General features: G+C 70.9%; 14 protein-coding genes and 1 tRNA gene. 8 read left to right on the top strand and 7 right to left on the bottom strand.

Features of this window, described 5'->3' with window-relative positions; all coding sequences use genetic code 11:
- From VF649_RS04810 to VF649_RS04800, 3 genes are all read left to right on the top strand, one after another.
- Window positions 1-213 (top strand): periplasmic heavy metal sensor (locus tag VF649_RS04810; RefSeq protein ID WP_331010819.1); only part of this gene is annotated, 213 nt, incomplete at its 5' end.
- Between the two features lie 7 nt (window positions 214-220).
- Complete coding sequence (locus VF649_RS04805; RefSeq protein ID WP_331010818.1) at window positions 221-1,588, top strand: DUF1800 domain-containing protein; 1,368 nt, start codon at window positions 221-223, stop codon at window positions 1,586-1,588.
- 2 nt (window positions 1,589-1,590) lie between these two features.
- On the top strand, window positions 1,591-2,736 hold the full coding sequence (locus VF649_RS04800; RefSeq protein WP_331010817.1) for a DUF1501 domain-containing protein: 1,146 nt from the start codon (window positions 1,591-1,593) through the stop codon (window positions 2,734-2,736).
- Between the two features lie 13 nt (window positions 2,737-2,749).
- Here VF649_RS04800 and VF649_RS04795 read toward each other — a convergent pair whose 3' ends face one another.
- Genes VF649_RS04795 through ftsE form a run of 4 tightly spaced genes read right to left on the bottom strand, consistent with a single transcriptional unit; the run spans window position 2,750 to window position 5,572 of the window.
- Entirely contained in the window at window positions 2,750-3,445 is a 696-nt protein-coding gene (locus VF649_RS04795; RefSeq protein ID WP_331010816.1) for a lysophospholipid acyltransferase family protein, read from the bottom strand.
- On the bottom strand, window positions 3,446-3,976 hold the full coding sequence (locus tag VF649_RS04790) for a YdcF family protein (RefSeq protein ID WP_331010815.1): 531 nt from the start codon (window positions 3,974-3,976) through the stop codon (window positions 3,446-3,448).
- Window positions 3,973-4,857, bottom strand: a complete 885-nt coding sequence (locus VF649_RS04785; protein ID WP_331010814.1) for a cell division protein FtsX — start codon at window positions 4,855-4,857, stop codon at window positions 3,973-3,975. Before VF649_RS04785 ends, VF649_RS04790 begins: the two co-directional genes overlap by 4 nt.
- 10 nt (window positions 4,858-4,867) lie before the next feature.
- Window positions 4,868-5,572, bottom strand: a complete 705-nt coding sequence (gene ftsE / locus VF649_RS04780) for a cell division ATP-binding protein FtsE (protein WP_331010821.1) — start codon at window positions 5,570-5,572, stop codon at window positions 4,868-4,870.
- A 166-nt stretch (window positions 5,573-5,738) separates the two neighbouring features.
- On the opposite strand from ftsE, the gene VF649_RS04775 reads away from it, so the two are divergent.
- Window positions 5,739-6,476, top strand: coding sequence for a zinc-ribbon domain-containing protein (locus tag VF649_RS04775; RefSeq protein WP_331010813.1), 738 nt, complete (start codon window positions 5,739-5,741; stop codon window positions 6,474-6,476).
- Here VF649_RS04775 and VF649_RS04770 read toward each other — a convergent pair.
- On the bottom strand, window positions 6,469-7,830 hold the full coding sequence (locus VF649_RS04770) for an MATE family efflux transporter (protein WP_331010812.1): 1,362 nt from the start codon (window positions 7,828-7,830) through the stop codon (window positions 6,469-6,471). The two genes, VF649_RS04775 and VF649_RS04770, sit on opposite strands and share 8 nt — an antisense overlap.
- A gap of 136 nt (window positions 7,831-7,966) precedes the next feature.
- Between VF649_RS04770 and VF649_RS04765 the strand changes: the two genes are divergently transcribed.
- Window positions 7,967-8,053 (top strand) — tRNA-Leu (locus VF649_RS04765).
- 92 nt (window positions 8,054-8,145) lie between these two features.
- Here VF649_RS04765 and VF649_RS04760 read toward each other — a convergent pair.
- Both VF649_RS04760 and VF649_RS04755 read right to left on the bottom strand, forming a co-directional pair.
- Window positions 8,146-9,828 (bottom strand): DEAD/DEAH box helicase, encoded by a 1,683-nt coding sequence (locus VF649_RS04760; RefSeq protein WP_331010811.1) that lies wholly within the window; start codon window positions 9,826-9,828, stop codon window positions 8,146-8,148.
- A gap of 34 nt (window positions 9,829-9,862) precedes the next feature.
- Complete coding sequence (locus VF649_RS04755) at window positions 9,863-11,041, bottom strand: NAD(P)/FAD-dependent oxidoreductase (protein ID WP_331010810.1); 1,179 nt, start codon at window positions 11,039-11,041, stop codon at window positions 9,863-9,865.
- A gap of 82 nt (window positions 11,042-11,123) precedes the next feature.
- Between VF649_RS04755 and VF649_RS04750 the strand changes: the two genes are divergently transcribed.
- The 3 genes from VF649_RS04750 to VF649_RS04740 are packed head-to-tail and all read left to right on the top strand — an operon-like array spanning window position 11,124 to window position 13,944.
- Entirely contained in the window at window positions 11,124-12,194 is a 1,071-nt protein-coding gene (locus VF649_RS04750; RefSeq protein WP_331010809.1) for a type III polyketide synthase, read from the top strand.
- Window positions 12,191-12,883, top strand: coding sequence for a methyltransferase domain-containing protein (locus VF649_RS04745; RefSeq protein WP_331010808.1), 693 nt, complete (start codon window positions 12,191-12,193; stop codon window positions 12,881-12,883). Before VF649_RS04750 ends, VF649_RS04745 begins: the two co-directional genes overlap by 4 nt.
- Window positions 12,880-13,944, top strand: coding sequence for an oxidoreductase (locus VF649_RS04740; protein ID WP_331010807.1), 1,065 nt, complete (start codon window positions 12,880-12,882; stop codon window positions 13,942-13,944). Before VF649_RS04745 ends, VF649_RS04740 begins: the two co-directional genes overlap by 4 nt.
- Window positions 13,945-13,946 lie beyond the last annotated feature (2 nt).

The following is a 13,946-nucleotide window of genomic DNA, read 5'->3' as shown; positions in this document are numbered from 1 at the left end:
GCCGCGCCCACGCTCGACCGCGCGGCGCTGGATGCCGCGCTCGATCGCGCGCGCGCCGCGGATGTCGCGCTCCGCACCCGGCTGGAACGCAGCGCCACCGCCTTCGCGGCCACCCTGCCCCGGGCCGATCGCATCCGGCTGGCCCGGTCACTGATCCGCCGCATCCCCGATCCGCGCCCGGCACCGACCGATGCCGGCGCCGGCGCGCGTTGAAGCGTCGATGTCGCGCGCACCCGCCGCCGCCGCGATCGCGCAGAACCGTTTCGGGCTGGGCGCCCGCGACGCCGATGCCGCCATCGCCGATCCCCACCGCTGGCTGACCGACCAGCTCGATCGCTACGATCCGCGGCCGGCCGCGCTTCGCGATCAGCCCGATGGTCGCGCGCTGCTGCTGGCCTATGGCGCCGTCCGCCGCGATGCGACGACCGAGGCCGAACGCATGACCATGCGCCAGGACGCGAACCAGGCGATCCAGGCTGCCTACCGCGCCGCGGTCAACGCCCGCACGGCTGCCGCGCTCGCCACGCCGACACCCTTCCCGGAACGGCTCGTCCATTTCTGGTCCAACCATTTCGCGCTGTCGGCCGACAAGCCGCAGGTAACCGCGCTGGCCGCCGCGTTCGAAGCGGAGGCGATCCGCCCGCATCTGCTCGGCCGGTTCGAAGACATGCTGGTCGCGGTCGCGCAGCACCCGGCGATGCTCTATTATCTCGATCAGGATCGCTCGATCGGCGGCGACAGCCCCGCCGCGCTCCGCGCCGCCGCACGCATGCCGGCCCGGCGCCGCGGCCTCAACGAAAATCTCGCCCGCGAAATCCTGGAACTGCACACGCTGGGCGTCCGGTCGGGCTATGGCCAGGCGGACGTCACCGCCTTTGCCGAAGCGCTCACCGGCTGGTCCGTCGCGTGCGCGCAGGAGGACACCCCCGGTCAGTTCCTGTTCCGCGCGGGGCAGCACCAGCCGGGCCCACGCACGCTGCTCGGCCGCCGCTATGCTCAGCCCGGCGTGGCGCAGGGCCGCGCCGTCCTCGCGGATCTCGCCGCCAGCCCCGCAACCGCGCGCCACGTCGCCACCAAGCTCGCCCGCCACTTCTCCGCCGACACGCCACCCCCCGGCCTCGTTACGCGGCTGGAGCACGCCTATCGGGACAGCGGGGGCGATCTGCCGACGCTTTACCGCACCCTCGTGCACGCGCCGGAACCCTGGGCCGTGCCGGACCGCAAGTTCAAGACGCCGTGGGAATGGCTGCTGTCGTCCCTGCGCGCGACCGGGCGTCAGGATCTCGGCACGATGCAGGTCGCGGCGCTGATGACGCAATTGGGGCAGCCGATCTGGAAACCGGGCGCGCCCGCCGGCTATGACGATGTCGCGGCCGGCTGGGCGGCACCCGATGCCCTGCTGCGCCGCGTCGAACTCGCGCCGCGCCTGGTGGCGCCGATCGGCGACCGGCTCGATCCGGTCGCGTTGGCGCGGCGCCTGCTGCCCGGCCTGCTCGCCCCCGCCACCGAACAGGCGCTGGCGCGCGCGGAAAGCCGCGCCTCAGGACTGGCGCTGCTACTGGTCTCGCCGGAGTTTTTGAGGAGATGACCATGTTCGATCGCCGTGCAATCCTGCGCGCCGGTGGCGTCACGGCTGCGGCCGCGCTATTCGCGCCGCGGATCGCCTTTGCCGCGCCCGCCGCCACCGATCGCCGGTTCATCTTCGTGATCCAGCGGGGGGCCGCCGATGGCCTCGACACGCTGATCCCCTATGGCGATCCCGGCTATGCCCGGTTGCGCGCCGCGCTGGCGATCGATCCTGCGGGCGCGCACCGGCTCGACGGGCTGTTCGCGCTCCATCCGGCGCTGCCGAACATCGCGGCACTGTACCGGGATCGACAGGCGCTCTTCGTGCACGCGGTGGCGTCGCCCTATCGCGACCGCTCGCACTTCGATGGGCAGAATGTGCTGGAGACCGGCGGCACCACGCCCTACGCCATGCCGGACGGCTGGCTGAACCGGCTGGCGGGCCTGCTGCCCAGCCGCGCCACCGGGGATCCGATCGCATTTGCGCCGACCATCCCGACCGCGCTTCGCGGCAAGGCGCCCGTCACCTCCTACGCCCCGTCCGCCTTGCCGGATGCCTCGGACGACCTGCTCGCGCGCGTGTCGGCGCTCTACGCCGCCGATGCGCAGCTTCATCCGCTCTGGTCCGCCGCGATGCAGGCGCGCGCCGCCGCGGGCGCGGACATCGCCAGGGCCGACCCGGCCGGTATCGGTCGGCTCGCCGCCGGCTTCCTGGCCCGCGCGGATGGTCCGCGCATTGCGATGGTGGAAACCGGCGGCTGGGACACGCACAGCGATCAGGCATCCCGCCTCGGTCGCCAGCTGGCCAATCTCGATACGCTGATCGATGCGCTGCGGACCGGTCTCGGCCCGGCCTGGGCGCAGACGGTGCTGGTGGTCGCCACCGAATTCGGCCGGACTGCGGCGGCAAACGGCACCGGCGGCACCGATCACGGGACCGCGGCGGTGGCGATGCTGCTGGGTGGCGCGGTCCGTGGTGGTCGGATCCGGGCGGACTGGCCCGGTCTGGCACCCGCCAATCTGTATGAGGACCGCGACCTGCGGCCCACGCTGGATCTCGACGCGCTGCTCGCCGGTGCCGCCGCCGAATGCTTCGGCCTCGACCCCGTCGTCACCCGCCGGGCGCTGTTCGGAACCGGCACGCCGCCCGTGACGGGCTTGATCGCCTGACGGTACCGACGCGTCACGCGGCGGGCGGGTTGAAGGCGTTGATCGCGTCCAGCACCTGCGCCTCGATCTCCGCACGTCTCAGCCCGGGCGGGATCGGCGGACCGAACCGGAACGTCACCACCCCCGCCCGTTTCACGAACCCACGCCGCGGATAGACCCGGCCGCTGTCCAGCGCGACGGGTACGACCGGCAGGCCGAGCGTCCGGTACAGGCCGGCAAAGCCCGGCCGCAGCGGCGCGCGTACGCCCGGCGCGGTCCGGGTGCCTTCCGGAAAGATCACGATCGACCGACCCGCGGCCAGCGCGGCCTTGGCGGCGCGCATCATGATGCGCAGCGCGGTCGCCGATCCGTCCCGGTCCACCGGGATCACGCCATGCGCGCGCGCGGCACGGCCCCAGCCCGGAATATCGGCCAGTTCCTTCTTCACCACCACCGCCGGGTCGGGCAGCAGGATGATCAGTTCCAGCGTTTCGAACATCGATTCATGCTTCGCCGCGACCAGCACCGGTTCGTTCGGGATCACGCCTTCGATCCGCACCCGGATCCCCAGCAGCCAGCGCGCGCACCAGCGGTGATAATAGGCCCAGCCGCGGCTGACCTTCAGCACCGGCGGCGTCCCGAACGGCGCCGCCAGCAACGCCAGCAGCACCGCCCCCACCGATCCCGGCGCGAACGCGATCATGAACAGGATGGATCGGACGACCGCCATTCAATATCCCAATGGTGCTGCCGCGCGTCGCAGCAGATATTTCGTATATTCGGTCATCAGCACCAGCAGCCCCGGCTCGCTGCGCACGCCGTCCGGCAGGATCGTGACGTCACGCCCCAGCACGCGGCCCAGTTCGAACCGCGCGCGCGCCATATGCCAGTCGGTCGTCACCAGCCGCAACGATCGGTAGCCATGCCGTGCCACCCAGGCCGCGGTTTCGTCGGCATTGCTGCGCGTATCGACCGATTCGTCGCCCAGGTCGATGCAGCACGCGATCAGCCGCGGCGGCGCATGATATTCGGCGATCAGGTCCTGCGGCCGCACCCGGCGGTCGACTCCGGAAATCAGCATCCGCCTGGCCTGCCCCGCCTGCATCAGCGTCAGCCCGCGTGGAATGCGCCCCGGCCCGCCGGTCACCACCACGATCCCGTCGGTCCGCTGGTCCGGCCCCGGCCCAGGCAGCATGACCGCAAACAGCGCGAAACCCAGCAGCCAGGCGAGCACGCCGAGCGAGAACAGCCGCACGATCATGGTAACCGCCTCAGCGCGCGTACCACCGTCCAGCGCGCCGTCGTCGCCGCCAGCAGCGTCATCGCCACCGGCAACGCCGTCAGCAGCCCCCAACCCCAGCCCGGCAACGCCACCGTCCCGACCAGTTCGGACCCCAGGCCCGCCAGCCGGCGCGCGATCAGCACCAGCACGGCGACGCCGGCCAACAGGCCGATGAAGCCGGCGAACAACGCGTCCAGCGCGATCCGCCGCTGGAACAGGCGCGCGATCTGCACATCGGTCGCCCCCAGCAGGTGCATGACGTCGATGGTTCCGCGGTGGGTATCCAGCGCCGACGCGGCAGCCAGCACGACCGTGCAACCGGTCGCCGCCGTCATCAGCACCACCAGCGCCAGCGCCAGCCAACGCAGCGTCCCGATCAACCGCGCGACCGGGGCCAGCGCGGCGCGGTGATCGTCGACGCGGGCATCGGGCGCCACCCGCGCCAGTGCCGCGGCGATCCGCGGCATCGCCTCCGGCCCGCTCACCGACAGGTCGATCAGCACCGGCAGCGGCAGGTCGCCCGATCCGCGCGCACCCAGCCACGGTTCCAGCAACGCAGCCATTTCCGCCGCGCCGACCCTTTGGAAGGATCGTACCGCGGGATCCGCGCCGATCGCCGCCAGCACCGCGCTTGCCTCCGCCTCGCGCCGTTCGGCGTCGGCCTGCACGATCTGCACCGTGGCATGGTTGGCCAGCCCGCCGCCCAGCGTGCGCGCGGCACTGCTGAGCGCCACCCCGCCCGCCGCCGCCAGCGTGGTCAGGAACAGCATGATCGCCAGCACCCACGGCATCGGCCCGGACAGCCGCCCTTCGCGCAGCAGCCGGCGGTCGGCCGCCCGCACGATCGGGATCGGGGTCATGACCGCCACCTCAGCCGCCCGTCCGCGGCGGATAGCGCAGCGCGCCCGTCGGGTCCGCCAGCCGCCCGCCATCCAGCCGCAACATCTGCGCATGCGCGACCCGCGACAACAGGTGGATGTCGTGCGTCGCCACCACGATCGTCGTGCCCAGCCGGTTCAGCGCATCGAACAGGTGCAGCAGCCGCGCCGCCATTTCGGGATCGACATTGCCGGTCGGCTCGTCCGCGACCAGGATTTCCGGCCGGGCGATCACGGCGCGGGCGATCGCCACCCGCTGCTGCTCTCCGCCCGACAAGGTGGCCGGCCGCGCCTCCGCCCGCGACGCCAGCCCGACCCAGGCCAGCATCTCCCGCACCGGTGCATCCAGGTCGCGTTCCTCCACGCCTGCCACGCGCAGCGGCAACGCGACATTGTCATACGCAGACAGATAGGGGATCAGGCGGAAATCCTGGAACACCACGCCGATCCGCCGGCGAAAGCCCGGAAGGCGGTCGCGCGGCAGCATCACGACATCCTGTTCGAACAACCGGATCGTGCCGCGGGTCGGCCGCTGCGCCAGGTACAGCAGCTTCAACAGCGATGTCTTGCCGGCGCCCGACGCTCCGGTCAGAAAATAGAAGGCGCCCGGCGCCAGCGCGAAACTCAGGTCGGACAGCGTCTCGCCATCCGAACCATAGCGCAGACCGACATTCTCGAACTGGACGATCGTGCCCATCTTGCCCTTTCGCCTTCCGGCCATTGCCTTGGCATGGCGCGGGGGCGGTCGGCAAGGCGCAGCCGTCCGCACGGGAAATTGTTGCGCGACGCGTGCTTGCCGCGGTGCGGACAAGGTGCTTTATCGATTTGAAATCCTGTCCTGTCGCCAGCCCGTCCGGAAACCGATGATCCTCATCTGCCCCGCCTGCTCCACCCGCTATCTGGTTCCCGACACCGCGATCGGGGGCAGCGGGCGCCAGGTACGCTGCGCGGCCTGCCGCCACAGCTGGTTCGAAGCGCCGGCCGCCGAAGCGACGCCTGCACCCGCCGCCGCTCAACCGGCACCGCCACCGCCATTGCCGGACATCCCCGCCGCCGCACCGACTCCGGCACCCGCGCCGGACGTGCCACGCCGCGTCTATGGGGAGGAGGACCTGGCGGCGCGCAGCGGCATCGATCCGTTCGCGCATGCGCCGCCCTTCCGTCCACGCCGCAATCCGGCCAAGCTGTGGACGCTGATCGCGGTCGTCGTCGGCGTGCTGCTGATCGTCGCGATCGCGGCGCTGCTGGTGCTGGTGCCCACCAACGTCGCCGACCGCATCGGCCTGAGGAGCAGCGACGGCGGCGCGCAGAAACTCTACATCCGCCCGCTGCGGCAGGAACGGCGGACGATGGAAAGCGGCAACGAACTGCTGGAGGTGAGCGGCCGGGTCACCAACCCCACTGACAGGGTTCAAACCGTGCCCGATATCCGCGCCGAACTGCGCGATGCTTCCAAACGCACGGTCTACAGCTGGACGATCACCCGCCCCGCACGCGTCCTGCAACCCGGCGCCAGCGTCGATTTCGACAGTGCCGCGGTCGACGTGCCGAAAGGATCGTCGGACGTCATCCTGAGCCCGGCCGAACCCGTCCTCAACTGACTCCCATCCGCCGCGCGACCAGCACGAACCGCGCGCCCTGCAGGATCGCGGCCGCCACCATGCCGCCGCCGCACGCGATCGCCAGTCCGGGCGCGCCCCATCCGGCGGCATAGAGCCACCAGCCGAGCCCACCCGTGACCAGGAAATAGGCGATCACGCCGTTGATGCCGGCCGCGACCTGATCGCCAAGCGATCGGAGCGCATAGACCAGCACCAGCTGGATCCCGTCGAACAGCATGAACGGCGCCAGTGTCGCGACCAGCACGATGCCCATGCGGATCGCGGCCGGGTCCGGCGCCGACAGCGGCGGGACGATCAGGTCGCGCCCGATGAAGAAGATGGCGCCCATCATGCCCATCGCCAGTGCCGCCAGCAGCGCCGCGATCGCGGTTCGCGCCGCCGCCTGTTCCGGCTCGCCCGCCCCCACGGCATTGCCCACCCGCACGCCCGCCGCCGATCCGAAGCCCAGCGCGGTCGCGAACGCCAGGTTGTGGAGCGAGAACATCGCCTGGAACCCCGCCGCCGCGTCATCGCCCAGCCGCGTCGACAGCACGATCAGCCACGCGAACCCGATCAGCTCCAGTGCAGACGTCAGCGCCGGCACCACCCCGAATCGCGCCATCGCCGGCACGTCGCGCAAGGCGCGCATCCATGCGGCCGGCGACAGGTCGCGCAGACCCCGGCTGTCGGCGTCGCGCACGGTCCAGCATGCGCCCAGCAACGCAGCCGCACCTAGCATCGACACGGTTGCGGTCGCATGCGCCGCTCCCACCGCGCCCAGCGCCGGCAGGCCCAGATGCCCGCCGACCCACGCCCAGGCCAGCACCGCATTGGCGGGCAGCATCGCCAGGTTGACGACGGTCACGCGCCGCGGTGTGCTGATTCCTTCCAGGAAATAGCTGCTGGCGGTCAGCACCAGCTGCGCGGGCATCGCCGCCGCCATCGCGCGCACTACCGCCCCGCCCCCGGGCACCAGCGCGGGCGCGACACCCGCCGCGCGCAACATCGCCTCCCCGGCCAGGTACAGGATCGCCGCCAGCACCAGGCCCAGCAGGACGGCGTAGAGCAACCCGGCGCGCAGGCAGCCGCCCGTTCCTTTCCGGTCGTGCGCGCCATCCGCCCGCGCCGTGAAGACCAGGATACCGACCAATGCCGACAGCCCCATCACGATCAGAACGAAGGTCACGCTGCGGCTCGCGGCCAGCGCCGCCATCTGCTCCACACCCGCCCGCCCGACGATCGCGACATCGATCAGGTGCATCAGCGTCCAGTTGAGGCTGGTCAGCGCCACCGGCCATGCCAGGGCGGTCAGGCGGCGGGCCTCGTCGGACCAGCGGGAAGGAAGCATCGCCATGGGTGACCCGCTACAGCGTGGGCGCCCGCGCGTCACCCTCGCCCGGTCCCGCAAACCCGCTGTTGCGGTTCCGCAATCCCGCTGCTAGAGGCACCGGCCTACCGGCGTCCCCATTGCGGGACGGGTTCCACGATGTGCGGTCATGGCGGAATTGGTAGACGCGCAACGTTGAGGTCGTTGTGTCCGAAAGGACGTGGAAGTTCGAGTCTTCTTGACCGCACCATCTCGCTTCGCCCCCCCCCCTCTTCCACCGGAAAAGGGGGGTGAGGCTCCCCAGCCTCGTTAACAGCACCCCCTTGGAATCGCGTCTCGCCTTCAACTCCGTCCGCGATAGGGCTTTGCCTGATATTTCTGCTGCGCACGGGCGGGCGGGGGGCCGCGACGGCGGACCTGCTGTGGCGGCGGCCGATCGCCTAGCGGTTCGATCGCGACATTGTCCTCGCCGCCCGCGGTCCGGCGCAAGGCTTCGGCGAATCGGTCGGCCACTTCGCGCCGCACCTCGAACACCGTTTCCTGATCGCCGATCCGGATCGCGCCGATTTCGGTCTTGGTAATGTGCCCGCGCCGGCAGAGCAGCGGCAACAGCCAGCGCGCGTCGGCATTGCCGCGACGACCGACGTCCATCCGGAACCACACCGTATCCTCGAACCCCTGGCGCGGCCCGTCCATCTGCTGCGCGACCTGACGGTCGCCATCTGCGAACATGTCCTCCGGCTCCGGCAGGCGCGCGCGGTAGGACCGCACCAGCGCCGCCGCGATGTCTTCGGCCGAATGCTTCTCCAGCAGCGCGCGCGCCACGGCCAGATCGTCCTCGGCCGCGGCACCGGGCTGGATCGTCTCGACCAGCCGTTCATGGTCCTTCGCGCGGATCATGTCCGCGGTCGGTGCCTTTTCCCAGCGCGGGCGGATGTTGGCGGTCCGCATCATGCCTTCGGCACGCCGGCGGCGCGGGAACGGCACGATGATGACGCACACGCCCTTGCGCCCGGCGCGACCGGTTCGGCCCGACCGATGCTGCAACGTGTCCGCCCCGACCGGCAATTCGGCATGCACCACCAGTTCCAGATTGGGCAGGTCGATCCCGCGCGCGGCGACATCGGTCGCGACACACACGCGGGCACGACCGTCGCGCAGGGCCTGCAAGGCATGGCTGCGTTCCGACTGCGACAATTCGCCCGACAGCGCGACCGCGGCAAAGCCACGCTCGACCAGGCTGGCGTGCATCCGCCGCACATTGTCACGCGTGGCGCAGAACACCATCGCGCCGGCCGCTTCCTGATGGCGCAGTACGTTTACCACCGCATGTTCGATGTCGGCCGGCGCGACCGTGATCGCGATATAATCGATGTCGGCATGCGCTTCGCCGCGTGCCATCGTTTCGATGCGGTGCCCGTTCTTCTGGTACCGCCGGGCCAGATCGACGATCGGCCGCGGCAGCGTCGCGGAGAACAGCAGGGTCCGGCGGCTGTCGGGCGTGGTGTCCAGAATCTGTTCGATATCGTCGCGGAACCCCAGGTCCAGCATCTCATCGGCTTCGTCCAGCACGACGACGCGCAACCCGTCCAGCACCAGGCTGCCGCGTTCCAGATGGTCACGCAACCGGCCGGGCGTTCCCACCACGATATGCGCACCCTGCGCCAGGTTGCGCTGTTCCTGCCGGACGTTCATGCCGCCGACGCAGGATGCAACCCGCGCGCCGGTCTGCAGATACAGCCATTTCAGTTCGCGTTCGACCTGCAACGCCAGTTCGCGCGTCGGCGCGATGATCAGCGCCATCGGCTTCTCGGTATAGCCGAATCGCTCCTGTTCGCCGAGCAGTTCGGCGGCGAAGGCGAGACCGAAGGCGATGGTCTTGCCCGATCCGGTCTGCGCGGACACCAGCAGGTCGCGGCCGACCGCATCGGGTTCCAGCACGGCGGATTGGACCGCGGTCGGCGTTTCGTAACCGCGTTCGGTCAGTGCCGCCGCCAGCAGGGGGGGCAGTTGGGAAAAAGGCATTTGGTATCCGGATCGGGAAAGGGTCAATCGGAGCCTATAGCACCAACCCGGCGCTCCATCCACTGGCCCAGGCCCATTGGAAATTATATCCACCCAACCAGCCGGTGACATCGACCGCTTCACCCACGAAATACAGGCCGGGCGCGGTCTTCGCTTCCATCGTCCGCGACGACAGACCGGCGGTATCGACGCCGCCGACGGTCACTTCCGCCTTCGCGAACCCCTCCGATCCGCTGGGGATGAACGACCAGCCATTCAGCTGCCGTCCCGCCGCTTCCAGCCGCGCGTTCGGGATATCCGCCAGATTGCCGGGCAGTGCCAGCGCATCGGCCACCACGCCCGCCAGCCGATCGGGTAGCAGGTCGGCCAGCACGCGCCGCACGTCCGCGCGCGGCCGCACCCGCTTTGCCGCCAGCAACGCCGTAACGCCGTCCACGTCCGGCAACAGGTCGATCGTCACCGCGTCGCCATGCCGCCAATAGGAGGAGATTTGCAGGATCGCCGGCCCCGACAAGCCCCTGTGCGTCAACAGCGATGCTTCCCGGAACGCCGCCTTGCCGCACCGCGCCACGGTATCCAGCGCCACCCCCGCCAGCCCGCGAAACGCCAGCGCATCTCCGCCCAGCGTCAACGGCACCAGCGCGGGACGCGGCTCGACCACCTTCAACCCGAACTGCCGGGCCAGGTCATAGGCATAGCCGGTCGCCCCGATCTTCGGGATCGCCGGGCCGCCGGTCGCCACCACCAGCGACGGCGCGCGGAACGCGGTGCCGTTGGCGATCACGCGATATCCGCCGTCCTGCGCCACCGACTCGATCCGGTGCGCCAGCCGCACGTCGACGCCACCGGCCCGCATCTCGTACGACAGCATGTCGACGATCGCGTGCGCCTTCCCGTCGCAGAACAGCTGCCCCAACGTCTTTTCATGCCAGGCGATGCCATGGCGATCGACCATCGCGATGAAGTCGGCGGGCGTGTAGCGGCCCAGCGCGGATTTTGCGAAATGCGGATTCTTCGACAGGAACCGGTCCGGTGCCGTCCCGACATTGGTGAAATTGCATCGCCCGCCGCCGGAAATAAGGATCTTCTTGCCGGGTGCATCGGCATGGTCCAGCACCAGCACGCGCCGTCCGCGTTGTCCGGCGGTCAGCGCCGCCATCATGCCGGCCGCGCCCGCGCCCAGCACGATCGCGTCATACTCGTTCGAAATCATGGACGCGCTCTGCCCGCGGTCGGACCCTATTGGCAATGTCGAAGCGTTTCCCCATGTCATAGATCCAGTTCAGGGAGTCCCAGTGCCGCCGCCTGCCGCCCATATCCACGCGATCGGCACTGCCGTCCCGTCCCATGACATTCACCGCGCGTTCGTCGATTGGGCCAGCGCGCGCCTGCGGGATCGCCGCGAATCACTACTGTTCCGGCGGATGGATCAGCGCTCCGGTATCGCTGCGCGCTGGTCGGTGCTACCGGCTACCGCGGACGGCGGGTCGCCGGTCGCGGACGGCGGCTTCTATGCGGTCGATCCGCTGCCGCCAACCTCCGCCCGCATGGACATCTATGCCGATGCTGCCCCCGCTCTGGCGCTACAGGCGATCCGCGGCTTGGCGGATCAGGTCGCGCTGGACGGCATCACGCATCTGGTGGTGGCAAGCTGCACCGGGTTCATGGCGCCGGGCCTGGATCAGGTGCTGGCGGCGCGGCTCGGCCTTGCCGCTGACGTCGAACGCACGCTGGTCGGGTTCATGGGTTGCTACGCCGCGGTCGTGGCGCTGCGCACCGCGCACCATATCGTCAGGTCCGAACCGGCGGCGCGCGTGCTGGTGGTCACCGTCGAATTGTCGACGCTGCACCTGCAACCCGCGGATACGCTCGAACCCCTGCTGGCGATGCTGCAATTCGGTGATGGCGCCGCCGCCGCGCTGGTGACGGCGGAACCCGGCGGCTTTGCGATCGATCGGCCGTTCGCGGCCACGCTGCCCGATACGGCCGATCTGATCCGCTGGGCGATCGGCGATACCGGCTTCGCGATGCACCTGTCGGGGGAGGTGCCGGGCCACATCAACCGCGCGCTGGCCGATCCGCGCTTCCGTGCCCGGCTGCTCCCGCACGGCGCCGACATGATCGACGCCTGGGCCGTCCATGCCGGGGGCCGGTCGATCCTGGACGCGGTGGAACAGGCGCTGGCGCTCCCACCGGAGGCGCTGGCCGAATCGCGTGGGGTGCTGCGGCGCTATGGCAACATGTCGTCCGCCACCTTGATGTTCGTACTGGCCGATCTGCTCGATCGTCCCACCGCGCGCACCGGCCTGGCGGTCGCGTTCGGGCCGGGCCTCGCGGCGGACGGTTTCCGGTTCCTGCGCGCATGACGCTTGCGGTTCGCAGCACGGCGGAGGAGGCGATGGACGCCGCCGATCTGCCCGCTGCGGACTATGCCGCCGTGCTGGCCGATCTCGCGACCGTGAACAGCATCACGCTGGCTCGCCGCCCGACCCTGGCGTTTCTCGATCGTGCGATCGGCAACCGCACGCATCTCCGGCTGCTGGATGTCGGCTATGGCGAGGGCGACATGCTGCGCGCCATCGCCCGCTGGGCCGCGCGGCGCGGGATCGTCGCCGAACTGGTCGGGATCGATCTCAATCCCAACAGCGCCACCGCGGCGCGGACCGCCACCGCCGCGGGCCTCGACATCGACTATCGCACCGGGGACTATGCCGATCTGGCGGGACAGGGCTGGGACGTGATCGCATCCAGCCTCGTCGCCCACCACATGACGGCGGACCAGTTGCGCGCCTTTCTGCGCTTCATGGAGGCGGAGGCCGCGGCCGGCTGGATCGTCAACGATCTGCACCGCCACCGGATCGCTTATGCCGGCTATCCCCTGCTCGCGCGGCTGATGCGCTGGCATCCGATCGTCCGCGCCGATGGCCGGCTGTCGATCGCCCGCGCCTTTCGTCCGGCCGATTGGTCGGCGATCCTCGCGGACGCGGGTATCGGCCCCGCGGCCAGGATCGTGCGCCGCTTTCCGTTCCGGCTGTGTGTGGAACGGGTGCGATGACCCCGCTCGTCGCGGGCGGCGGGCCGGCGGGAACGACGGCGGCGATCCTGCTGGCGCGCGGTGGGGCGGCGCCCCGCCTGCTGGAACGCACCACCGGCCCGCATGATGTCGTATGCGGCGCGTTCCTCGGCTGGGATGCGCTCGCCAATCTCGCGGCGCTCGGGATCGATCCGGCGGCGCTGGGCGCGCATCCGATCACGCGCATCCGCATGATCGCGGGCGGACGCCGGATCGAAACCGCGCTGCCGCACCCCGCCGCCGGCCTGTCGCGCCGCCGGCTGGACGAGGCGCTGCTTGATCTGGCGGTGACGGCCGGCGTCGGGCTGGAACGCGGCGTGACGATCCGGGAGGCGATCGGCACCACCCTGCGCCTTGCCGATGGCGGCACCGCCACCGGTGACGCGCTGTTCCTCGCCACCGGCAAGCATGAACTGCGCGGTGCCGCCCGCCCGCGGGCCGCCGCACCGTCGATCGGGTTCCGCACCGCGCTGCCCGCCTCCCGCCCGCTGACCGCCGCGCTGGACGGCATCATCGAACTCCACGCGTTCGACGGCGGCTATGCCGGCATCCTGCTGCAGGAGGATGGCCGCGCCAATCTCTGCCTGTCGGTGGAGGCGCACCGGGTCGGCTCCGGCGGGATCGACGCGCTGCTCCTGGAACTTCAGCACCGCGCGCCCCTGCTGGCGGAACGCACCGCCACCGCCACCGGCTGGAACGCGATCGCGGGTGTTCCCTATGGCTGGCGCGCGACCGAGACCGAGGCGGGGCTGTTCCGGCTGGGCGACCAGGCGGCTGTGATTGCGTCGCTGGCGGGGGACGGTGTCGCGATCGCACTGGCCAGCGGTCGATCCGCCGCCGCCGCCTATCTTCGCGGCGGGCCCCAGGCGGCGATGGGCTGGCAACGCGCCTTCGCCGCGCGTGCCCGACGCCCGCTCGCGGTAGCGGGCGGCATCCGCCATCTTGCCGAACATCCGCGCTGGCGCGGGCCGATGGCCCGGCTGCTCGCCACCCTGCCGGGCATCGCGCGGATCGCGGCCCGCGCCACCCGCATCGGGCATTGACG

Origin of the sequence: Sphingomonas sp., from assembly GCF_036387535.1 — a bacterium.
Lineage (GTDB): Bacteria > Pseudomonadota > Alphaproteobacteria > Sphingomonadales > Sphingomonadaceae > Sphingomonas_R.
Note: the sequence above shows the minus strand (reverse complement) of the source record. Positions and strands in the feature narration are given on the sequence as shown.

Bases quoted from the DNA above. Each gene is read 5' to 3' on its own strand.
- VF649_RS04805 (WP_331010818.1), top strand. From the start codon at position 221: ATGTCGCGCGCACCCGCCGCCGCCGCGATCGCGCAGAACCGTTTCGGG.
- VF649_RS04800 (WP_331010817.1), top strand. From the start codon at position 1,591: ATGTTCGATCGCCGTGCAATCCTGCGCGCCGGTGGCGTCACGGCTGCG.
- VF649_RS04795 (WP_331010816.1), bottom strand. From the start codon at position 3,445: ATGGCGGTCGTCCGATCCATCCTGTTCATGATCGCGTTCGCGCCGGGA.
- VF649_RS04790 (WP_331010815.1), bottom strand. From the start codon at position 3,976: ATGATCGTGCGGCTGTTCTCGCTCGGCGTGCTCGCCTGGCTGCTGGGT.
- VF649_RS04785 (WP_331010814.1), bottom strand. From the start codon at position 4,857: ATGACCCCGATCCCGATCGTGCGGGCGGCCGACCGCCGGCTGCTGCGC.
- ftsE (WP_331010821.1), bottom strand. From the start codon at position 5,572: ATGGGCACGATCGTCCAGTTCGAGAATGTCGGTCTGCGCTATGGTTCG.
- VF649_RS04775 (WP_331010813.1), top strand. From the start codon at position 5,739: ATGATCCTCATCTGCCCCGCCTGCTCCACCCGCTATCTGGTTCCCGAC.
- VF649_RS04770 (WP_331010812.1), bottom strand. From the start codon at position 7,830: ATGGCGATGCTTCCTTCCCGCTGGTCCGACGAGGCCCGCCGCCTGACC.
- VF649_RS04760 (WP_331010811.1), bottom strand. From the start codon at position 9,828: ATGCCTTTTTCCCAACTGCCCCCCCTGCTGGCGGCGGCACTGACCGAA.
- VF649_RS04755 (WP_331010810.1), bottom strand. From the start codon at position 11,041: ATGATTTCGAACGAGTATGACGCGATCGTGCTGGGCGCGGGCGCGGCC.
- VF649_RS04745 (WP_331010808.1), top strand. From the start codon at position 12,191: ATGACGCTTGCGGTTCGCAGCACGGCGGAGGAGGCGATGGACGCCGCC.
- VF649_RS04740 (WP_331010807.1), top strand. From the start codon at position 12,880: ATGACCCCGCTCGTCGCGGGCGGCGGGCCGGCGGGAACGACGGCGGCG.